The organism is Gilliamella sp. LMG 34361, assembly GCF_984569075.1.
This window is the reverse complement of record NZ_OZ474903.1, coordinates 178,240-201,143: the sequence shown is the minus strand read 5'-3', so window position 1 is coordinate 201,143 and position 22,904 is coordinate 178,240. Positions and strand designations below refer to the sequence as shown.

19 protein-coding genes and 1 pseudogene are annotated in these 22,904 nt (G+C 34.6%); 12 read left to right on the top strand and 8 right to left on the bottom strand.

Features of this window, described 5'->3' with window-relative positions:
* The first annotated feature begins 152 nt into the window (after positions 1-152).
* The 4 genes from dnaK (at position 153) to AC5LXI_RS01045 (ending at position 4,651) form a co-directional block, all read left to right on the top strand.
* Complete coding sequence (gene dnaK, locus AC5LXI_RS01060; RefSeq protein WP_493443145.1) at positions 153-2,072, top strand: molecular chaperone DnaK; 1,920 nt, start codon at positions 153-155, stop codon at positions 2,070-2,072.
* Between the two features lie 125 nt (positions 2,073-2,197).
* On the top strand, positions 2,198-3,328 hold the full coding sequence (gene dnaJ, locus AC5LXI_RS01055) for a molecular chaperone DnaJ (protein ID WP_493443144.1): 1,131 nt from the start codon (positions 2,198-2,200) through the stop codon (positions 3,326-3,328).
* Between the two features lie 193 nt (positions 3,329-3,521).
* A complete protein-coding gene (locus AC5LXI_RS01050; RefSeq protein WP_493443143.1) occupies positions 3,522-4,019 on the top strand; it encodes a MarR family winged helix-turn-helix transcriptional regulator in 498 nt (165 codons plus the stop codon).
* Entirely contained in the window at positions 4,016-4,651 is a 636-nt protein-coding gene (locus tag AC5LXI_RS01045) for a peroxiredoxin-like family protein (RefSeq protein WP_493443142.1), read from the top strand. Before AC5LXI_RS01050 ends, AC5LXI_RS01045 begins: the two co-directional genes overlap by 4 nt.
* 133 nt (positions 4,652-4,784) lie before the next feature.
* On the opposite strand, the gene grcA is transcribed toward AC5LXI_RS01045, so the two are convergent.
* Together grcA and AC5LXI_RS01035 are read right to left on the bottom strand one after the other, a co-directional pair.
* Positions 4,785-5,168 (bottom strand): autonomous glycyl radical cofactor GrcA, encoded by a 384-nt coding sequence (grcA, locus tag AC5LXI_RS01040; RefSeq protein ID WP_493443141.1) that lies wholly within the window; start codon positions 5,166-5,168, stop codon positions 4,785-4,787.
* 174 nt (positions 5,169-5,342) lie between these two features.
* Entirely contained in the window at positions 5,343-5,909 is a 567-nt protein-coding gene (locus AC5LXI_RS01035) for a DJ-1/PfpI family protein (protein ID WP_493443140.1), read from the bottom strand.
* A gap of 242 nt (positions 5,910-6,151) precedes the next feature.
* Between AC5LXI_RS01035 and AC5LXI_RS01030 the strand changes: the two genes are divergently transcribed.
* The 5 genes and pseudogenes from AC5LXI_RS01030 to upp (AC5LXI_RS01010) form a co-directional block, all read left to right on the top strand.
* The gene (locus AC5LXI_RS01030; protein WP_493443139.1) at positions 6,152-7,672 is read left to right on the top strand and encodes an MFS transporter; all 1,521 of its coding nucleotides are present in this window, start codon (positions 6,152-6,154) and stop codon (positions 7,670-7,672) included.
* A 31-nt stretch (positions 7,673-7,703) separates the two neighbouring features.
* Entirely contained in the window at positions 7,704-8,843 is a 1,140-nt protein-coding gene (gene bglB, locus AC5LXI_RS01025) for a beta-galactosidase BglB (RefSeq protein ID WP_493443138.1), read from the top strand.
* Positions 8,844-8,939: 96 nt separating this feature from the next.
* A complete protein-coding gene (ung, locus tag AC5LXI_RS01020) occupies positions 8,940-9,626 on the top strand; it encodes a uracil-DNA glycosylase (protein ID WP_493443137.1) in 687 nt (228 codons plus the stop codon).
* The gene (gene gntR / locus AC5LXI_RS01015; RefSeq protein WP_493443136.1) at positions 9,626-10,624 is read left to right on the top strand and encodes a gluconate operon transcriptional repressor GntR; all 999 of its coding nucleotides are present in this window, start codon (positions 9,626-9,628) and stop codon (positions 10,622-10,624) included. Before ung ends, gntR begins: the two co-directional genes overlap by 1 nt.
* A gap of 152 nt (positions 10,625-10,776) precedes the next feature.
* Positions 10,777-10,869 (top strand): annotated as a pseudogene (gene upp, locus AC5LXI_RS01010) (uracil phosphoribosyltransferase); the annotation flags it as partial.
* Between the two features lie 280 nt (positions 10,870-11,149).
* Here upp (AC5LXI_RS01010) and AC5LXI_RS01005 read toward each other — a convergent pair.
* The gene (locus AC5LXI_RS01005) at positions 11,150-11,500 is read right to left on the bottom strand and encodes a DUF805 domain-containing protein (RefSeq protein WP_493443135.1); all 351 of its coding nucleotides are present in this window, start codon (positions 11,498-11,500) and stop codon (positions 11,150-11,152) included.
* Between the two features lie 1,109 nt (positions 11,501-12,609).
* Between AC5LXI_RS01005 and upp (AC5LXI_RS01000) the strand changes: the two genes are divergently transcribed.
* The 3 genes from upp (AC5LXI_RS01000) to AC5LXI_RS00990 all read left to right on the top strand — a co-directional run bounded on the left by upp (AC5LXI_RS01000) (position 12,610) and on the right by AC5LXI_RS00990 (position 15,547).
* On the top strand, positions 12,610-13,236 hold the full coding sequence (gene upp, locus AC5LXI_RS01000; protein ID WP_493443134.1) for a uracil phosphoribosyltransferase: 627 nt from the start codon (positions 12,610-12,612) through the stop codon (positions 13,234-13,236).
* A gap of 70 nt (positions 13,237-13,306) precedes the next feature.
* Positions 13,307-14,593, top strand: coding sequence for a uracil-xanthine permease family protein (locus AC5LXI_RS00995; protein WP_493443133.1), 1,287 nt, complete (start codon positions 13,307-13,309; stop codon positions 14,591-14,593).
* Between the two features lie 561 nt (positions 14,594-15,154).
* Positions 15,155-15,547, top strand: a complete 393-nt coding sequence (locus tag AC5LXI_RS00990; RefSeq protein ID WP_493443132.1) for an IS3 family transposase — start codon at positions 15,155-15,157, stop codon at positions 15,545-15,547.
* A gap of 806 nt (positions 15,548-16,353) precedes the next feature.
* On the opposite strand, the gene AC5LXI_RS00985 is transcribed toward AC5LXI_RS00990, so the two are convergent.
* The 5 genes from AC5LXI_RS00985 to AC5LXI_RS00965 all read right to left on the bottom strand — a co-directional run bounded on the left by AC5LXI_RS00985 (position 16,354) and on the right by AC5LXI_RS00965 (position 22,178).
* Positions 16,354-16,677, bottom strand: a complete 324-nt coding sequence (locus tag AC5LXI_RS00985) for a hypothetical protein (protein ID WP_493443131.1) — start codon at positions 16,675-16,677, stop codon at positions 16,354-16,356.
* Positions 16,678-17,853: 1,176 nt separating this feature from the next.
* The gene (gene lysS, locus AC5LXI_RS00980) at positions 17,854-19,368 is read right to left on the bottom strand and encodes a lysine--tRNA ligase (RefSeq protein ID WP_493443130.1); all 1,515 of its coding nucleotides are present in this window, start codon (positions 19,366-19,368) and stop codon (positions 17,854-17,856) included.
* A 31-nt stretch (positions 19,369-19,399) separates the two neighbouring features.
* A protein-coding gene (gene prfB, locus AC5LXI_RS00975) for a peptide chain release factor 2 (protein ID WP_493443129.1) occupies positions 19,400-20,498 on the bottom strand; the annotation gives its coding sequence in 2 pieces (ribosomal slippage) (positions 19,400-20,422 and positions 20,424-20,498; 1,098 coding nt in all).
* A 176-nt stretch (positions 20,499-20,674) separates the two neighbouring features.
* Positions 20,675-21,301, bottom strand: coding sequence for a Fe-Mn family superoxide dismutase (locus AC5LXI_RS00970; protein WP_493443128.1), 627 nt, complete (start codon positions 21,299-21,301; stop codon positions 20,675-20,677).
* Positions 21,302-21,437: 136 nt separating this feature from the next.
* On the bottom strand, positions 21,438-22,178 hold the full coding sequence (locus AC5LXI_RS00965; RefSeq protein ID WP_493443127.1) for a type 1 glutamine amidotransferase: 741 nt from the start codon (positions 22,176-22,178) through the stop codon (positions 21,438-21,440).
* Between the last annotated feature and the right edge of the window lie 726 nt (positions 22,179-22,904).

Below are 22,904 nucleotides of genomic sequence, written 5' to 3'. Positions count from 1 at the left end.
AAAAAATTATTTTTATTTGCCCCCTTGATATTAACAATAATGTTCCCATTTATGTGAAAACAATTACATATCTTTGTCAAAATAAGGGCTTGAAATTGAATATTTAAGACTTATATACAGAGAATAAAATACAGGTTTGAGGAGAAACGATTATGGGTAAAATTATTGGTATCGACTTAGGTACAACAAATTCATGTGTTGCAGTAATGGATAACGGTCAAGCAAAAGTATTAGAAAATGCCGAGGGTGATCGCACAACCCCATCGATTATTGCTTACACACAAGATGGCGAAATTCTAGTTGGTCAACCAGCTAAACGTCAGGCAGTAACAAATCCACAAAATACATTATTTGCAATTAAACGTTTAATCGGTCGTCGTTATGAAGACGCTGAAGTACAACGTGATGTTGGTATTATGCCATATAAAATTGTTAAAGCAGATAATGGCGATGCTTGGGTTGATGTTAAAGGTCAAAAAATTGCGCCACCACAAATTTCTGCTGAAGTTTTAAAGAAAATGAAAAAAACCGCAGAAGATTATCTTGGTGAACCGGTTACTGAAGCAGTTATTACTGTTCCAGCTTACTTTAATGACGCACAACGTCAAGCAACCAAAGATGCTGGTCGTATTGCTGGTTTAGATGTAAAACGTATCATCAACGAACCAACAGCTGCCGCACTTGCTTATGGCCTAGATAAAGATGTGGATAACCATCGTATTGTCGTATATGACCTTGGTGGTGGTACTTTCGATATTTCAATTATCGAAATTTATGAAGTTGATGGTGAAAAATTATTTGAAGTATTAGCAACTAATGGTGATACTCACTTAGGTGGTGAAGACTTTGACTCACGCTTAATTAACTACTTAGTTGATGAATTTAAACGTGAACAAGGTTTCGATCTTAAAAATGATCCACTAGCGATGCAACGTTTAAAAGAAGCGGCTGAAAAAGCGAAAATCGAATTATCATCAGCTCAACAAACTGATATTAACTTACCTTATATCACAGCTGATGCAACTGGACCAAAACACTTAAATATCAAAGTGACTCGCGCTAAACTTGAATCATTAGTTGAAGATTTAGTTAAACGTTCAATGGAACCAGTTAAAACAGCATTAAAAGATGCAGGTCTTTCTGTTTCTGATATTAAAGATGTGATCTTAGTTGGTGGCCAAACACGTATGCCAATGGTACAAAAAGCCGTTGCCGATTTCTTTGGTAAAGAGCCACGTAAAGATGTTAACCCTGACGAAGCAGTAGCTGTTGGTGCTGCAGTGCAAGGTGGTGTATTAGGTGGTGATGTTAAAGACGTATTATTACTTGACGTAACACCATTATCATTAGGTATTGAAACCATGGGTGGTGTCATGACTACCTTGATTGAGAAAAACTCAGCTATTCCAACTTATCATAGTCAAGTGTTTTCAACTGCTGAAGATAATCAATCCGCGGTAACTATTCATGTGTTACAAGGTGAACGTAAGCGTGCAAGTGATAACAAATCATTGGGTCAATTTAACCTTGATGGTATTCAAGCTGCACCACGCGGTATGCCACAAATTGAAGTAACCTTTGATATCGATGTTGATGGTCTTCTGCATGTATCTGCAAAAGATAAAAATACTGGTCGTGAGCAAAACATTACCATTAAAGCTTCTTCAGGATTAAGTGAAGAAGAGATCCAAAAAATGATAAATGATGCGGAAGCAAATGCCGATACTGACCGTAAATTTGAAGAGTTAGCACAAATTCGTAACCAAGCGGATCACCTTGTTCACTCAACTCGTAAACAAGTGACTGAAGCTGGCGATAAATTATCAGCTGATGACAAAACTGCTATCGAAAGCGCGGTAAGTGATTTAGAAAATGCTGCCCGCGGTGAAGATAAAGCAGAGATCGAAGCTAAAATTAATGCATTAATGGAAGCGTCAAAAAAATTACTTGAGTTAGCACAACAACAAGCTCAAGCTGATCAATCTGCTGGTCAAGCAAATAGCGGAAGTTCAGCAGGGCAAGATGATGTTGTGGATGCTGACTTCAAAGAAGTTGATGACGAGAAAAAATAAGCATTAACTAATATGTTTTCTAATGAGTTATTTCAACGAGTTTTAAACATGTAAAACATCAAACGGGCGCGAGGTAACTCAAGCCCGTTTAGTTGTTTATATAATGATTAAAGTAAAGGTTAATTATGGCGAAGAAAGATTATTACGAAACATTAGGTGTAAGTAAAAGTGCCACTGAAGCTGAGATAAAAAAAGTCTACAAACGCCTAGCCATGAAATATCATCCGGATAAAAATCAGGATAATAAAGCAGAAGCTGAAGCAAAATTTAAAGAAATCAAAGAAGCTTATGAAATCTTAACCGATCCGCAAAAGAAAGCCGCTTATGATCAGTATGGCCACGCTGCTTTTGAACAAGGGCACGGAGGTGCTGGAGGGTTCGGTGGTTTTGGCGGTTTTGGTGGCGGTTCGGCATTTGATGATATCTTCAGTGATTTCTTCGGCGGTGGTCGAGGACGAGGGCAAACAGCGTCACGAGGCAATGACTTACAATACAATATCTCCTTAACGCTAGAAGAGGCAGCAAGTGGCGTAAGTAAAGAGATCAAAGTACCAACATGGGTAACTTGTGATGTCTGTCATGGACAAGGGACTGAAAAATCGTCTGACGTGGTAACCTGTGACACTTGTCATGGTGCTGGTGTTGTCCAAATGCGGCAAGGCTTTTTTGCTGTGCAGCAAGAGTGTCCAACCTGTCACGGTCGTGGAAAAACTGTTAAAAATCCATGTAAAAAATGTCGTGGTGAAGGACGAATCCAAAAAACGAAAACGTTATCCGTTACTATTCCAGCCGGGGTTGATACAGGAAACCGTATTCGACTTTCAGGTGAGGGTGAAGCTGGACTAAATGGCGCACCAGCGGGTGATTTATATGTTCAGGTACAAGTAAAACCACATGCAATTTTTGAGCGAGATGGTACTAACTTACATTGTGAAATACCAATTAATATTGTGTTAGCATCCCTTGGTGGGGAAGTTGAAGTGCCAACTCTAAATGGTAAAGTTAGTTTAACCATACCGGCAGAAACGCAAACCGGTAAAATGTTTAGATTACGTGGAAAAGGTATTAAATCATTACGAGGTGGCGCAGTAGGTGATTTGTATTGCCATGTCGTGGTTGAGACCCCAGTAAACTTAACTGGCAAACAAAAAGAGTTACTCAAAGAGTTAGGTGACAGTTTTAAAGCCGATAAAAACGCAAAACATAGTCCAAAAGAAAAAAGTTTCTTTGATAAAGTGAAGAAGTTTTTTGGATAACATAAATCGTTAATAATACAATCGAGCCTTATGATCAAGGCTCAATTTTTTTATCTTATTGATATTTTAATAAGTTCACTACAGTTATCTTGAATTTTCCTTTTATTATTAAATATTCATAATTTGACATTAAGTCATATAATATTTAATATACCTAATTAGTAAGGGGGCTAACTAATTTGGAGGATAATACATGCAGCTCGAAAATCGCTATTTATCTTTTTGCAATATTTTGAAAAAACAAAATACGATTGATTTAGAAAAGATTAGAACATGCTTTACATTATTATCTGTTGCTAATCTGATCGATATAGAGTGTGCTAAACGTCTTGATAAATATCATCTTTCAGAAAGTCGATTAATTATTTTAGTTTTACTGAAAGAATACCAAGAATTGTCTTTGCAAGAAATTGCCAAATTATTAGGAATAACTAAAGCTTCGACAACCACACTTGTCAGCTCTTTAATTAGTGATGAGCTAGTGTTAAAGAGAAATGATGAAAATGATAAAAGAATTTCAATCATTTGTTTAACCCCAGCAGGAATGGATTTATTAACGGAAACGTTAAACGAACACAGTGCTTGGATCGAAAAAATCACTAATAACTTATCTGATAATGATGTTGCTATATTCAGAAAAGTACTAAGCCAAATTCATGAAAATGTATCAAAAAAGGAAATTATTAAATGAAAGTAATTGAAGACTTAAAAATATTAAGACAAGATCTATTAACACAATTACCCCCAGATGTACTAAATATGTTAAATAACTCATTAACTGATATGTTAAATGAAAAACTAGATAGTCATGCTTTACAATGTGGCGATATTGCACCTGACTTTTCATTAATATCAACTGACAATGAAAAAATTAATTTATACCAATTACTGGAAACTCAACCGGTAATCATTAGTTTCTTTCGAGGTAGTTGGTGTCCGTTTTGTGTAAAAGAATTGGAACATTTTCAAAATAATTTAGAATTGATTCAAAAAAATGCACATTTCATTGCTATTTCACCGCAGAAATCTTCAATTAGTGCACAGTTAAAAAAAGAAAAATCAATGTCAATAACGATACTAACTGATACTAAAAACAACATAGCTAATAAATTTGGTTTAGTATTCACATTACCTGAAAAAGTGAGGGAATTATATAAGAGTTTAGGTGCTAATTTATTGGATTTTAATGATGATGATAGCTATACATTGCCAATACCAGCAACTTATTTAATTGGGCAGGATAAAAAAATTCATTTTGCTTATGTTAATGCTAATTATATGGAACGAGCTGATATATCTGAATTAATAAATGTAATAAACTAAGATAAACTTGGCGCATAATTTCGTATTAAATATACTTAATAATATAGAAAGATTTGAATTTATTAATAACATGAAAAAAGGATAATATTATATATTATCCTTTTTAGTATTAAATTTATTTAAACGTATAAACTTACATTTTAGTCGTAAAGGTACGAGCAATAACGTCGCGTTGTTGTTCAGCTGTTAGTGAGTTAAAACGAACTGCATAACCAGAAACACGAATTGTTAATTGTGGATATTTTTCTGGATGTTGTACAGCATCTTCTAAAGTTTCACGACGAAGTACATTTACATTTAAATGTTGACCACCTTCAACTTTAATTGTTGGAGCGACATCTAATGGAATTTCACGATACTCGATTTGACCAAGTTCAGCAGTTGGGATAACTTGATCTTCTTTATAAACTGATTTAGCAGCGACGCAACGTGCTTCTTTTGTTGAATCATCTAATAACCAAAATGAGTTAAGTAGTGCTTGGTTGTCAGCTTTAGTAATTTGGATGCCTGTAATCATTTTTAAATCCTCCTAATGGATTGGGACCTTATTGTCCTAAACTATTTAAGATTAATATAGCACTTTCAAAATTTGATTAAAGTCAAAAAAAGCTATTAATCCGATAAGTTTTACCGTTGATTAACTTTTTATGAACTAATCGGTATAAATATCAAAATAGAAATTATCAGGTATTTAATAATCGATATAAATATGTTTGGCTTGAAAGCGTATCTCTTCTTCATCTAATTTCAATAATTCTGCGAGCGTAAAAGCAAATTTAAATGCCATGCCCAATCCTTTACCACTAAAAAGGTTAGCATCACAGACAACATCTTGATCAACAAAAATACCATCCTGCACGTTTTTATATAAATCACCTGAACAGACATATTTTCGACCATTTAATAAATTGTTCTTACTCAAAACCTTTGCTGCTGCTGAACATATCGGGCAAATCCACTTATTTTCTTTATCGTGGTGTTTAATGAAATCAATCACATTGATATTATTACCCAAATTAACCGTACCATCAGGACCACCCGGTAAAATCACCGCATCGTATAGTGTGTTTTGTTTATCCTTAAGTAACCCATGAGATCTCATTTCAATACCATGGTAGCTTTTTACCTTAATATTATTTTCGCAAGCTAACAGATGTACATCTATTTTCACTCGGCAAAGCGCGTCATAAATAATAATGGCTTCGGCCTCTTCAAAACCTTCAGCTAACAAAATGGCTACTTTTGGGACATTCATCATAAATACTCACAATAACGGTTGAAGTTTGAATCATTGTTTCATAAATTTTTTTTGAAAATGGAATTTATTTTATAAAAATAAAATATATGTGAACAAAATCACATCGACTTTCAAAATTTTGCCATTTTTATAAAAAGTTGGCATGTATATTAAAGTTTAAGCAAAGCACCCACCATAGACTAGTTACAGTGATTAAAAGAGATATTTATCTTTTGAAATAAGGAAAAATGAGTGGGGAAATTATGAAAAAAAGAGTGATAGGATTAAAAAATTACTTAGCCTATGGTGCGGGTGATTTTTTGGGTGCGGGCACAACAGCATTGACAGCGGTGTGGTTATTATATTTTTATACCAATTTTTGTGGGCTAACGCCGATTGAAGCCACATTTATTTTCGCAGCAGCAAGGGTTCTTGATGCGGTAATTAGTCCATTAATGGGGTATTTAACCGATAACTTTGGTCGAACTCGTTTAGGTAAACGCTTTGGTCGTCGTAAATTCTTCATATTGCTTGGTATCCCTCTCATATTCAGCTATAGCGTGATGTGGGCGCCTGGCATGAATTATCTCTACTACTTAATCACCTACCTTTTCTTCGACATGGTATACACCATGGTGCTTGTTCCTTACGAAACCTTAGTTCCTGAAATGACTGATGATTTTAAACAAAAGACAAAATTCTCTGGTGCCAGAATTTCAATGGCACAATTGTCGGCAATATTAGCTGGATTCTTACCCGGTATTTTGCTCAACTATTTCGGTAAAGATAATGCAATATCATTCTTTTATGCCAGTTTAGTGTTCGCAATCTTATGTTCATTTGCTCTTTGCATGGTATACTTATTTACTTGGGAAAGACCGAATGAACTCAAATCAAAAGAAGCGTTACTTGCCGAACAACTCGCTGCTTCATTACCATTTAAAGAAAGTATCCGTCATTTAGTCATTGAATTATTATCTACATTCAAAATAAAAATCTTTAGACAGCATTTAGGTATGTACTTAGGTGGATATATTGCGCAGGATGTTTTTAATGCGGTATTCACCTATTATGTAATTTTTGTCCTATTACAAGAACCAACCGTGGCCTCAATGCTAATTGGAACAATGTCTATCACACAATTCGTTGCTGTACTTTGTATGATGCCATTATGCATTAAATATGGTCCAGCACCGGCATACCGAGCTGTCATTACTATCTTTGGGCTAAGCTGCCTATCGTATGGCATTATTTGGTATTACAACTTAAGCCATGTTCATACCTTACTCGTTACTATCTCAGCCATTGCAGGCCTAGGTCGAGGCGGTATTAATTACGTTCCTTGGAATATCTATACCTATATTTCCGATGTTGATGAAATTATCACTGGTAAACGCCGTGAAGGTATTTTTGCTGGCGTAATGACTTTCACACGTAAAGCGTCACAAGCTGGTGCGGTAATGTTGATTGGTGTGTGTTTACAATGGTCTGGTTTTGTTAGTGGTCAAAATCAACAACCAGAACAAGTTTCACTAATAATCTTATTTTTATTAGTGATTGGAACAATATTTGTTCTCTCATTAGGATTCTTAATTTCATTAAAATTCAAATTGAATTTAACAACTCACAAAATTTTAATCAATGAAATTAATAATATAAAAGGTATTGGTTCTAGTTCTGAAAAACGAATTAGTGATGAAGGTAAACCTGTTGTTGAAATGTTAACGGGCATGCCGGTTTCCCAACTTTGGGGAAATAACAATATAGGTTATAAAAATAAATAAATTCGTTTTTAACGATTAGTAGAGGTAAAAAATGCAGATATTTCCTGTAAAACATAGCAAATTACTATGCAAACCCGAATATATAATTTCGCGTTCTGATTTGAAACAACTGATTCATAAAATTGTTAATAATCTCATTAATATTAAAGATGAAACAGGTGAATTTTTACTACGATTAGATGATGGGCGCGTAATTGATACCAAAGGCTGGAATGGATGGGAATGGACTCATGGGATTGGACTTTATGGTATGTATCAATTTTATCAACAAACTGGTGATAAACCGACTCTCGACATTATTGACGAATGGTTTATACAGCGTTTATCAGAAGGGACACCAACCAAAAATGTTAATACGGTTTGCCCATTTTTAACCTTAGCTTATCGATATGAAGAAACCAAAAATCCGGTTTTCCGACCCTATTTGGAACGCTGGGCTGATTGGGTAATGTATGAAATGCCAAGAACCAAATTTGGTGGTTTACAACACATCGTTTATAACAATGAAAATCACCAACAACTTTGGGATGATACCCTCATGATGAGTGTATTACCTATCGCCAAAATTGGTAAATTACTTAACAAACCTGAATATATACAAGAAGCAATTTATCAAATACTCATTCATATCCAATATTTAATGGATCGCCAAACTGGACTTTGGTTTCATGGATGGACATTTGAAGGTAACCATAATTTTGCTAAGGCAAGATGGGCAAGGGGAAATAGTTGGTTGACAATTGTCATTCCGGAATTTATTGAATTACTTGAACTTGAGCAAAATGACCCTTTTAGAAAATTACTTATTGAAGTACTCAATGCGCAAATAGAATCACTTGCTAAATACCAAGATGAAAGTGGATTATGGCATACCATTATAGATGATTCCGATTCTTACCTAGAAACATCGGCAACGGCTGGTTTTGCTTATGGTATTTTAAAATCAATAAGAAAACGTTATATCTCGGTAGATTATGCATTAATGGCAGAAAAAGCAATCAAAGGCGTGATGACAAATATTGACGATAAAGGAACACTCTTAAATGTTTCATTTGGCACCGCAATGGGAAGCAATTTGGAATATTATAAAAATATTCCGTTAACATCGATGCCATATGGTCAATCCATGGCGATTTTGTGTTTAACTGAATATTTAAGGGTTTTTATTTAATATAGTCTAACTATTGATTAGCATTAGGTTTATTATTATTTTTAGGTATAATTATTATCATCTCAATACTAGTAAGAATAATAGTAAAGGTAAAATATGAGTAATCAATTAACATGGAACGATGTTATTGGCTCTGAAAAAGAGAAGCCTTATTTTCAACATATAATGCAGTTTGTTGCCGCACAGCGTGCTGAAGGTAAAACCATCTATCCACCTCAGCGCGATGTGTTTAATGCTTTTCGTTTCACAGCATTTAATAACATTAAAGTTGTGATTTTAGGGCAAGATCCTTATCATGGTCCAAGTCAAGCTCATGGCTTATCCTTTTCTGTTTTACCGGGAATTAAACCGCCTCCATCGCTATTGAACATCTACAAAGAACTCTCAACTGATATTGAAGGTTTTACGATTCCAAATCATGGTTATTTAGGTTACTGGGCAACCCAAGGGGTACTTCTACTAAACAATGTATTAACCGTCGAGGCTGGTCAGGCACATTCTCATGCCAAAATAGGTTGGGAAACTTTTACCGATCATGTTATTGAAGCGATAGATAAACATTTACAAGGTGTAGTATTTTTACTTTGGGGCTCGCCGGCACAAAAAAAAGGGCAATTTATTGATCGCCAAAAACACCACGTATTAACCGCTGTACATCCTTCGCCATTATCTGCTCATCGTGGATTTTTTGGATGTAAACACTTCTCAAAAGCGAATGATTTCATTTTACAGCATGGTAAAACGCCTATCGATTGGCAACCAAGATTACCGGAAAACAAGTAATGAATAAAAAACGTCGTCCAGGCTTACAAGAAATCGCCAACTTAATTGGCATCAGTAAAATGACAGTTAGTCGCTTTTTACGAGATCCTAACCTAGTATCTGAATCATTACGTTTAAAAATCTCATCTGCTATTGATAAACTGGGCTATATTCCTAACAAAGCGCCTGATATGCTATCAAATGCTAAAAGTTATGCCATTGGTGTAGTATTACCCTCGTTAACCAACCAAGTATTTGCTGATATTTTAAAAGGTATCGAAATGGTCACGGATGTAAAAGGGTACCAAACCATGATCACTCATACCGGATACAGCGCCGATAAAGAAGAATTACGGGTACGTTCATTACTATCTTACAATATTGATGGACTGATATTGACCGAAAGAATACACAACCCAGCCACACTCAAAATGATCGAAATATCAGAGGTACCGGTAGTTGAAATTATGGACAGTGTTTCGCCCTGCATAGATATGGCCGTTGGTTTTGATAATTTCACTGCCACCAAAAATATGATCCATCATATGATAAATAAAGGCCGACGCAATATAGTCTATTTTAGTGCCAGACAAGATCAGCGAAGCATCATCCGTCAGCAAGGTTATGAGAAAGCCATGCAAGAGGCAGGCTTAACGCCAAAAACATTAGCGACAAAAGAAGCATCATCTTATGAACTAGGCGCAAGATTTTTACACCAAGTTTTAGAAGAAAACCCAAGCGTTGATGGTATTTTTAGTACTAATGATGATTTGGCTTTGGGGGTATTACTTGAATGTCAACGTATTGGTATTGAAATACCTAAACAGATAGCTATAGTCGGATTCCATGGACATAAAATTGGCCAATATATGAATCCAAAGTTAGCCTCCATACAAACGCCAAGAATCGAAATGGGCAAAATTGCTGCCGAATTACTCCTAAAACGCATCAATGGTGAAAAGATAGCCCAAAAGGTGATCGATTTACCTGTTGAATACCTTGAAGGTGGAAGCTTATAAAAAAGTAAAACCTTAATTTTAAAAATCTTCATCATCGATTCGCTTTGTTGGGATTTCAGGTTTTCATGATTTGATATCTTTGCTATAATTAGCTCTCAGTGGTTATTTATACCTACTAATTAGATCATCAAAGAATAACACTGAGACTCCCCATGAAAATTGTTGAAGTAAAACACCCTCTAGTTCGCCATAAAATTGGTTTAATGCGTGAACATGATATTAGCACAAAAGATTTCGATATTTGTTAATTAAGTTGGTTACCCATTTACCTATTGAAGCAAGTGTAAATTTCTCGATTAAGATTGTAACCATTAAAAATTGATGTGATCCTGTAAGTAGTCGGCATTAAAAGAAAAAATTTCTATACTTCCAATTTTGTGTGCAGGATTAATTATGATGAATGATGTTTTTCTACAAATTGATTTTATAGTTGAGTATTTAGGCGACGAAAGTATTAAATAAAATAGTAGATAATTCTGAAGTTGAATTAACCTCATTACATCTGGTAATGAGGTTAATGACAAATTATAGTTCCTTAGGATTTTCACCGTATTGGTTAGTACCTGGTGTCGAATCTATTAAACAAAAGATAAGTATTATAATACCACCTAAGTATGGAATAAATTGTAATAACACCCACCAACCTGATTTATCTGTATCATGTAAGCGTCGTACAGTAACAGCTAAATTAGGAAGGAATATTGCCAAGGAAAAGATCATAGTGACTATGAATGCCCCCCTAATCATCATATCAATGATTACTGTAATAATGCCTAAAATAACGCTAAATAAAACAAACATCCAATACTCTTTCCGACGAGCTCTTCCACTAAAATTTGCATAATTTTTTGTAATACAATCAATAAACCAATTCATCCTTATGTATTCCTTTATAATTTAAATAATGAAACTAAAATTTGAGTTAGCTATTTTAATGAAAAAAAACAATAATAAAACAGATTTTAATCATTAAGCCCATTATTTTTGTAATTGATACTTATATTATTGACATTTATGTTGATTTTAGGTTTTCATAAAATAAAACTTATGCAAATTATATAAGTAAAATATCTTTTTGAATGTCATAGAAATAATAATAGCTTAATGAGTAAACATGATTTTATCATGAAAAAATTTTCGATATTTGTTAATTAAGTTGGTTGCTTATTCACCTACAGAAGCAGCTACAAATACCTCGATTTAGATTGTAATTATTGAAAACTGATGTGATTCTGCAAATAGTCGGTACCGAAAGAAAAAAATTTCTATATTTTCAATTTTGCGTGAAAGATTAATTATGATGAAAGATGTATTTCAACAAATTGATTTTCTAGTTGATTATTTAGACGGGGAACGTATTTAATAACATATTAGATAACACTGAAAATTAGTTAACTTCATTACATTTGGTAATGAGATTACAGAGCACGGGTTAATCGTAATTTTTTGGGATATTGGCTTTATTAGTTGAAACCTGAAGTCGAGTCCATTAAGAAAAAAATGAGTAATATAATACTGCCAAATGAAACTAATTTCAGCAATAACCACCAACCTGATTTTTTATATCATGTAAGCATCTTACTTAAATAGTAAAGTGGAAGTATTATTGCTAATGCATATACCGTAGTCACAATTGAATCAAGTTCCAAAGAAATATCAAGCATTATTTTAAAAAAAGTAACAATGATAGTAAATATAATATACATCCAATACTATTTTCGACAAGCTCTTCCATTAAAAATTACATAATCTTTTTTAATGTAATTAGAAAAAAACCTTTAGATTTGATTTTTTATAAAAAAAGTGAAAATAAAACTGATTTTTATCATTGAAATTAGTTTTTCTTTTTTTAATTTATATGGTTACCTTATAAGCGTTCTTGTTGTTTTCAGGTTTTCATGATTTGATATCTCTGCTATAATTAGCTCTCAGTGGTTATTTATACCTACTAATTAGATCATCAAAGAATAACACTGAGGCTCCCCATGAAAATTGTTGAAGTAAAACACCCTCTAGTTCGCCATAAAATTGGCTTAATGCGTGAACACGATATTAGCACAAAAGATTTCCGAGACCTTGCCAGTGAAGTTGGTAGTTTATTGACCTATGAAGCAACAGCTAACTTACCGACGGAAAAAGTTACAATTGAAGGTTGGTGTGGACCAGTTGAAGTCGAACGAATTAAAGGTAAAAAAATTACCGTTGTTCCTATTTTACGTGCAGGTTTAGGTATGATGGATGGTGTTTTAGAACATATACCAAGTGCAAGAATTAGTGTTGTTGGTTTCTATCGTAACGAAGAAACTCTCGAACCTGTTCCTTATTTCCAAAAACTGACTTCTGATATTGAAGAACGCATGGCGTTAGTTGTTGATCCAATGCTGGCAACTGGTGGCTCAATGGTTGCAACTATTGACCTGCTTAAAAAAGCTGGTTGTAAAAATATCAAAGTACTTGTATTAGTTGCTGCGCCAGAAGGTATTAAAGTATTAGAACAAGCCCATCCTGATGTTGAACTCTATACCGCATCAATTGATGAACGACTAAACGATAAAGGTTATATCCTGCCCGGACTTGGTGACGCTGGCGACAAGATATTTGGCACTAAATAAAATCTCAAATTTTAGACCGGTTTATCCGGTTTTTTTATGTCTGCTAGTTAACAATGACATAATATTAAAGATGGAATTCAAAAGAGGGGATAACGTGGCTAAAAACACTGATGATGATATACAAAAAGATATTTCGCAACTAAAACCGTCTTGGCAAGATATTTTCACTGGTGCGCAAATGCTATTTGTGGCATTTGGCGCCTTAGTTTTAGTACCACTACTAACAGGATTAAATCCAAACGTAGCACTATTTACTGCTGGTGCAGGTACGCTATTATTTCAATTAGCAACCAAAAATAAAGTACCGGTATTTTTAGCTTCTTCGTTCGCTTTTATTGCCCCAATATCTTTTGGGGTAGCCCAATGGGGGATACCTGCAACTTTAGGTGGATTAGTGGCAGCAGGTTTAGTGTTTATGTTTTTTGCTTTTTTAGTAAAAATTAATGGTAACAATGTCATTGACCGGATCTTACCACCGGTAGTAACTGGACCAATTATTATGGTAATCGGATTATCACTAGCGCCAGTTGCAGTTGGGATGGCAATGGGTAAAAACAGTGGACTTCAAGCCGAAAATTACCAACTTATTATTATCTCAATGGGATCTTTATTAACTACGCTAATTGTCGCTATCTGGGCAAAAGGCTTTTTTAGGCTGGTACCGATTATTGCCGGTATTGTGGTTGGATACACGCTCTCTTGCACTTTTGGTATTGTTAATTTTCAACCAGTAATTGATGCTCCATGGTTTAAGATACCAGATTTCACCTTTCCTGATTTTCAATGGCAAGCTATTTTATACATGATCCCAATTGTTATTGCACCGACCATCGAACATGTGGGTGACATTATGGCAATTGGAGCGGTGACAGGTAGAGATTATACCCGCGATCCAGGCTTACAACGTACATTATTAGGCGACGGACTAGCTACAACCACAGCTGGATTCTTAGGTGGACCGCCATGCATAACTTATGCTGAAGTGATTGGCGCGGTTACCTTAACTCGAAATTTCAAAACTCAAGTAATGACATGGGCAGCAATCTGGGCAATCTTAATGTCTTTCATTGGTAAAATAGGGGCATTTTTAAGCTCAATTCCAACTGTCGTAATGGGGGGAATCATGGTGCTACTATTTGGTTCAATTGCTTCGGTTGGTATTAATATTTTAGTTAAACATAAAGTTGATCTTTCTGTATCACGGAATATGTGTATCGTCTCGTTAGTACTAGTATTTGGTATTGGTGGCATGATTTTTGACTTTGGATCTTATGCACTGCAAGGTATAAGCTTATGTGGAATTTTAGCGATTGTGTTAAATTTAATCTTACCTCATAAAACCAAATCAGCTGACTAATTAAGTCAAGTGGCCGTTAATCATTAAATTGATTAACGGCTAAAAGTGTAGATGACGTTTCTCAAAAAAATTGCGCCATACCGTTTTTGCCATTGATGGTGGTCGCACACGTTTGACTAACCTCGAAGATCTGCTCGGGATAACCCTTTCGAATAACGATAAATTTGGATAGGCTACACTAATTCGTACAACTTTTTTAAGGGATAAGATACACTACCCAAAAAAAGGAAAATACGAAGAAAATAAAACGACGAGAAAGACGAACCTATACAGATGATTTCAAACAGCAGATGGTAACGCTATAGCAACAAGTTAAAACCCGCAGTGAATTAGTTTTACAATATGAGTTAACGCCATCAGCATTAGATAGATGGATAACACAATACTCCACAACGGGTTCATTCAAAACTAAAGATAATCGAAGTACTGAAGATAATGAGTTACTCGCCCTGCGCAAAGAGAATAAACAGTTATTGATGGAAAACGAAATCCTAAAGCAAGCCGCACTGATAATGGGACGAAAATCGCAGTGATACAATCAAATCGACATCGCCATTCAGGTTGTGTCGATGTTTAGGTATATCAAGGCATTACTTTTATTATCAGTGCAAAACGCGCCTTGAGAAAAAAGTTTTAAAGTATGCACAAGAGATTCAATCTATTTTTAATTGTAGCTATCAATCTTATGGTACGCGAAGGATACGAAAAGCGTTGTCAAATCAAGGTATAATCGTATCGCGTTGTGATGTGGCTAAAGTCATGAAGGCATTATCATTGAAATCAAAATATACCTTAAAATGGTATAAAAACCGTTCTAAAGAAGTTAATTCAGTAGCAATTGCCAAGGTATTACAGCGAAATTTTACCGTGGACGTAAAAGCAAATAATATTGTCACTGATTTGACTTATATAAAAGTGGGGCAAAAATGGAATTATCTGTGTTTATTACTATAACTCTCACCACGAAAGATAGTCGGATTCAGTGTCGGACACCACAAAACAGCCGAGCTTGTTATGCAAGCATTAAGCCAAATTAAAGCACCATTATCTTCAATCGCACTATATTTCATTCAGACCAATGAAAAGAGTTTGATAATCAATTACTCGATAGTTGTTTTGAGGTATTTGATATCACTCGCTCATTGAGCCATAAAGAATATCCTTACGATAATGCCGTTGCTGAAGCGACATTCAAGACAATTAAAACTGAATTTGTCAAAAATGAGATATTCACCAATACTAATGAGCTAAAACAATGAACCTAGACAACGTTTTTCTGTTTATGCATATTGGTACTAGAACAATCGGCTGCATTCATCATTAGATTATTTGACGCCGATGGCATTTAATAAACAGTTACCCCTTAATTTTGTTGTATGAAAAAGTGTAGACATTCCAATGATAAATATTCAGAAAGTGCCCTCGATATCAAAAGCTAATCATGACATACTAATAGACTAGATAACCAGTACACTAGCAGATAACATCGAATTAATAAATTAATATAAACAGTAAATGGTAACGAAATTTAAATGTCGAATGAAGAGAACACAATAACAATTAAAAAACCGATGGTTAAAAGCACAGGAACCAGAAGTAAGTTTACATGTCCAGATTGCGGACAAAATGCATGGGCTAAACATACAGCAAGGTTAATTTGTGGTGATTGTAACAAATTTTTATTAATAATTTAGTTACTCATAAATAGTAACAAGTACCATTTATGAACACAATTATTATTCGACTTGAAAATACTTACTCTACTTCTTGATCCACTTCACTTTTTTATTATTACCGAACGCCAGTTCATTTGGTGAAATTAACGTGTATTCGATACGATTACTATTTGTAGCTCTTAAATAATTAGAATCTTCTTTTACATCAAATGTTGAATTTCTATTTATCATAGGGGCGACATGATTGACCTCATAATGATCCCCTTTTGCTGTAATTGTAACTATACTCGACTTAGAGTTAGCATTAGGCTCAACCCACGTCCCGGAAAATTTTCCTGATACATTATCATTACAACCAACTAGGGCAACAGAAAAAAGGCAAACTGCAATTACTTTTCTTAACATCATTATTTTCTCCAATTTAATTTATATTGTTTTCAATTTTTTTAAATTTAACTTCATCAGATAATTCATAAAACTATGATAATGCGGCTTTTAGATCTGTAGCAAATTGATACTTATCATTAATATTAGTTTGATGAAGTTTATCTATATCTTCATTATACAATTTAGTAATAATATTTTCCTACTTAATACATGACCCTGTTGATTAACATCAAAATTGCCTCTAGTGAATTTTACCAGATGAACAACTGTATTAATTTTAAATAACTTACAGAACATTCGTAATGCTATATTATAAACTAATGTTCGGTCATTTCTCCCCCCGATCATCACACATCGCTAAATCATGAATATTATTGGGAAACGATCTAAAAAATACTGATTTTTCTTGTTGCCTCTTTTTTTGTTACTTCATTTAATCTTGATTTAGCAAATTTTTTTGAACGTTCAGATTTTACAATTGGGTATGAAGGATTGCAATAAATATATAATTTTTTGGAAAATAGTTAGTTAATAATGAGTTATCAAATTCATTAATTACGCTTTTGCGTGGGCGTTATACGTTCGGTTATTTCTCTACACTATAACCCTTTCAGATGGCACAAGATTTACCCCCCCACCACTAATAGTTCTAGTATGACAAATCCAATTGAACTGCCTACAGTAGGTGAAACTTTTGTTGATATTAGTATGATCATGCCAATTAATACTGGAAAGTCTACACTTTTTCATACAACAAAATTATAGACAAGAAAATAGAGTAAGTTTGCTAGAGACATGGTTGACTCATAGAGTCAACCAAACTGACGAAAAGGATAATAAAAAGTGATTTTTAGCCTAGCCTCAACCACCAGCCCCAACTACTCAGGTTTATTTTAAGGCAATTTTTTATAGCAAAAAATTGAGAAACGCCGTTTTTGTCGTTCAATATCTGGTTTCTTAATTAAGCCAGTAAGTAACAACTTTGCTAAAAAGCCTCTTATCCATATGTTAATTTACCAATTGGAGTTAATGATTATTTATTACTAATAACATCATAATCTATATATGCTGGCATAAACGTCATTGCGAGGTAGTGTTAAACGTTGAATAGATTTTAAGAAAGTTGCGGAATGAGGTTTGTGAAACTAAAAAACTCACTTATTAAAAAATAAGTGAGTTTTATTAAATTAGTAATGACTATTTAACAGGTCGCATTGTCGGGAATAAAATCACATCACGAATAGTATGACTATTGGTAAATAACATTACAGTTCGGTCAATACCAATCCCTAGTCCTGCTGTTGGCGGTAAACCATGTTCTAGTGCTGTGATGTAATCTTCATCATAGAACATTGCTTCATCATCACCAGCATCTTTTTGTGATACTTGATCGGCAAAACGTTGCGCCTGATCTTCGGCATCATTAAGTTCGGAGAATCCATTACCAATTTCTCGACCACCGATGAAAAATTCAAAGCGGTCAGTGACAAACGGGTTTTCATCATTACGACGAGCCAGTGGTGATACTTCAGCTGGATATTCGGTGATAAAAGTTGGTTGTATTAAGTTAGCTTCAGCAACTTCTTCGAAAATTTCAGTTATAACTCGACCTAATCCCCAGCCTTTTTCTACTTTGATGCCCACATCTTTGGCAATCGCACATGCTTTATCAAAATCATCTAAATCGGCATTATTCGTTTCTGGGCGATAATGACAAATTGCTTCACGCATCGTCATTTTGATAAATGGTTTTCCAAAATCAAAAGAATGTTCGCCATACTGTACAACTGCATCACCCGTTACTGCGATAGCTAAGCGACGGAATAAAGCTTCGGTTAATACAATCAGATCTTTATAGTCGGCATAAGCCATATACATTTCCATCATTGTGAATTCTGGATTATGTCGTGGTGATACCCCTTCGTTACGGAAGTTACGATTGATTTCAAATACTCGTTCAAATCCACCAACAACTAAACGTTTTAAGTAAAGTTCTGGCGCAATTCGTAAATACATATCTAAATCTAGCGCATTATGATGAGTGATAAATGGTTTAGCTGATGCCCCACCAGGAATCACTTGCATCATTGGTGTTTCAACTTCCATAAAGTGGTTTTCAAGCATAAAGTTGCGAATTTCAGTCACCACTTTTGAACGGGCAATAAAGGTATCTCGAGATTGTTGATTAGTAATTAAATCAAGATAACGTTGACGATAGCGCATTTCTTGGTCAGCTAAGCCGTGGAATTTATCTGGTAATGGACGTAGTGCTTTTGTTAATAAGCGAATTTCTTGACAATGGATTGAAAGCTCACCTGTTTTGGTTTTGAATAAATAACCTTTAGCACCAACAATATCACCAAGATCCCATTTTTTAAACTGTTCGTTATAGTAATTTTCTGGTAGATCATCACGAGTGACATAAAGTTGGATTTGTCCAGTCACATCTTGTAGTGATACAAATGAAGCTTTACCCATAATCCGGCGCATCATCATGCGACCAGCAACTGTTACGGTAATTTTATTTTCGATTAGCTCTTCGTTAGTTTTATCATCATACAATTTATGAAGATCGCTTGAGATTGCGTCACGACGAAAATCGTTTGGGAAAGCAATACCTTGTTCGCGAATTGCAGCCAGCTTTTCACGACGTATTGTAAGCTCGTTGTTTAACTCTTCAATATGGTTTTGTTGCTCTTGCTGTGTTGACATAATATTACCTTTTATTTATCACCAAACAGGGTTATAAACCTGCTTTTAAGCTTTCTTCAATAAATTGATCTAAATCACCGTCTAAAACGGCTTGAGTATTACGGGTTTCGACGCCGGTACGTAAATCTTTAATTCTTGAGTCGTCAAGTACATATGAACGGATCTGACTACCCCAACCAATATCGGATTTATTTTCTTCCATCTGCTGTTTTTCGGCATTCTTTTTCTGCATTTCCAGCTCATAAAGTTTCGCTTTGAGCTGCTTCATCGCTTGATCTTTATTACTATGTTGAGAGCGATTGTTTTGACATTGAGTCACAATCCCTGTTGGCACATGGGTAATACGAACAGCAGATTCGGTTTTATTAACATGCTGACCACCAGCACCAGATGCGCGATAAACATCAATACGTAGATCGGCAGGGTTGATATCAATATCAATATTATCATCAATTTCTGGATAGACAAATACTGATGCAAATGATGTATGACGTCGATTTCCTGAATCAAATGGACTTTTACGTACTAAGCGATGGACGCCGGTTTCGGTACGTAACCAACCATAAGCATAATCACCAGATATTTTAATTGTGGCAGATTTTATACCGGCCACATCACCGTCTGATACTTCCATTACTTCGGTGCTAAACCCTTTCGATTCAGCCCAACGTAAATACATTCTAAGTAGCATTTCCGCCCAATCTTGTGCTTCAGTGCCACCTGATCCAGATTGGATATCTAAATAACAATCAGCACTATCATAATCACCTGAGAACATGCGGCGGAATTCAAGACCGGCTAGTTTTTTTTCTAGTTGTTCTAATTCTTGATTGGCCTCGTCAAAAGTATCTTGATCTTCTGCTTCTATAGCAAGTTCAAGTAGACCTTCAACGTCGTCTAGACCTTGGTCTAAAGAGTCGATGGTATTGATGATCTCTTCAAGCGTAACGCGTTCTTTACCTAACGCTTGTGCTTTTTCAGGATCAGCCCAAACTTCCGATTGTTCTAATTCGGCATTGACTTCCTCAAGACGTTCTTTCTTGAGATCGTAGTCAAAGATACCTCCGAATCACATCTGTTCGCTCGGTTAATTCGGCTATTTTCGATTTGATAGGATTAATTTCAAACATATTGCGCTGTTTTGTTGATTTTTAAGTTTTTTAACTAATCCTACATTGTAACGGATTTAAGTATAACTTAGCAATTATTTTGCTTGCGCCATTTAAGTAAATACGGTGAATTATAGAAATGCACAAAAATAAAAAATGACGCTTTATGCGTCATTTTTTAGGCTAATTTGCGATGATTATTTTTTTGCTGCTGCGTATAATTCCGCAACTTTGTCCCAGTTAATGACATTCCAAAACGCCCCAATATAATCGGCACGACGGTTTTGGTATTTTAAGTAGTAAGCGTGTTCCCAAACATCAAGGGTTAAAATTGGTGTACCTGAAACACCGGCAAACTTCTCGCCCATAATTGGGGTGTCTTGATTGGCGGTTGAAACCACTTCAAGTTTGCCGTTTTTTAGTACTAACCAAGCCCAACCTGAGCCAAAACGAGTTGCAGCGGCGGCTGAGAATTTTTCTTTAAACGCATCAACCGAACCAAAATCTTTTTCAATGGCAGTTTTTAGTTCACCTTTAAGTTCAGTTCCGACTTTAAGCAATTCCCAGAAAAGAGTGTGATTGACATGACCACCAACATTGTTTTTTACACCAGTCACTTTCTCTGCAGGGACTTTATCTAGATTTTTTAGTAACGTTTCGGGACAAAATTCATTCAATTCTCTAGGTAGAGTTTCTAATAGTGCGTTAGCATTATTTACATAAGTTTGATGATGTTTATCATGGTGAAGATGCATGGTTTGAGTATCAATATAAGGCTCTAATGCATCATAAGCATAAGGTAGTGAAGGTAGTGTATAAGCCATGAGATTGCTCCTTTCATCTATTAGGAATTGTTAACTACATTATACTATCGAGTATACGAACTATCGATACATCTCTCAAACTATTACTTGGATAGTCGATGGCTATCCTAATTTAGGTTTTAGAATAAAATACGGGTCATTTATAATTATTGTTTTTTATCTGTGATAGATAATTAACACTTAATTTGTCTAAAAATCCAAACAGTTTTTGGTTCATTTCATAATAGTCATGAGAACGAAGTTGATCTGGCGTATCTACAAAACGGTATTTTGTGGCCTCTTTAAGATCCTTTTCAGAATGAGCAATAAGTTGTTCAATCACCGCATGGGTTAACTCCATATGGCATTGAAAACCATATACTAATTGATCATAAGCAACGATTTGTCGTGGACAACCTTCACTATAAGCAATAATTTGTGCCTCTTTAGTTAAACCCGGCATATCATTATGCCAATGACCGACGGCTAGACTATTGCCAAAATCGGCAAAGAGGGGATGATTTTGGCCAATTTCAGTTAAGGTGATAGGGAATTTACCGATCTCTTTTTCCGGACTATGGCCATGCGGTGCACCTAATGCCTCACCGATTAGTTGCGAACCAAGACAGACGCCAATAACGATTTTTTTCGATTTGATTGCCGATAATATGACAGCTTGCTCTGCTAACGAATCAAAATACGGGCACTCTCGTTTGCTGGTAGCTGGCGATTGAGGGCCGCCCATAATAATTAACATATCAATTTTATCTATCTTATCGGGAAGTGGTTCACCAAGATAAACTCGAGAATAGCTGATGGTATGATGGTGCATTTTTGCCCATTGTTCATAGGCGCCAGGTGCTTCGAAATCTTCGTGGATAATAAAATGTATATGCATAGGTTCCTAATTCCTAGTGTGTTAAATTTATTAGATTAATAAACAATAAATTCAGTATTAATTATCTCAAAAACACTTAACAATATAGTAAGCAATAACAGTTATAAAAACAAAATATTAGTATTTCAATCATTGTCAATTGTAATGATAATTTCAATTTATGCCATTATAGTCATCTTCAATCATATTATTTTGAGATAAGAGAAGTAACGTTATCCTTTTTATATAAATTAATCTGCAACATTATTTTTAATAAATGCTAATTTCTAACCTTAAAATTAAATGAATAAATGTAATTGATATTTTGTCTCCCTTATTTAGCTTGCTAAGAGTAATTTTAATCATGCTAATAATGGTTATTTGACTATAAATTGATAAAAAAGAACCCATAATTAAGTTAAAAAACACAATAACAGGTTGAAAATCATACAAATAAATTATATTCTTTAAACTAAATGTAACTTACTTATATTAAGGATAATGTTGGTAAGTACTTAATTTATAAAAATAATAAATAGAATTTAGCTTGTTAGGATATGTAAGGAAGTAATGGAAACATCGTTTTAAAAATAACATTAGCCAGTGTTAACGCAATCTCTAAAACGGTTTTAAAAAATCGTTATTCGCTTAGAATTGATATTATAAACAATAGATTGATTGTTATTTATCTAGCTTCAATAGATGAACAATTAAATCAACTTTGCGATTATTCAATTATTTCCACTT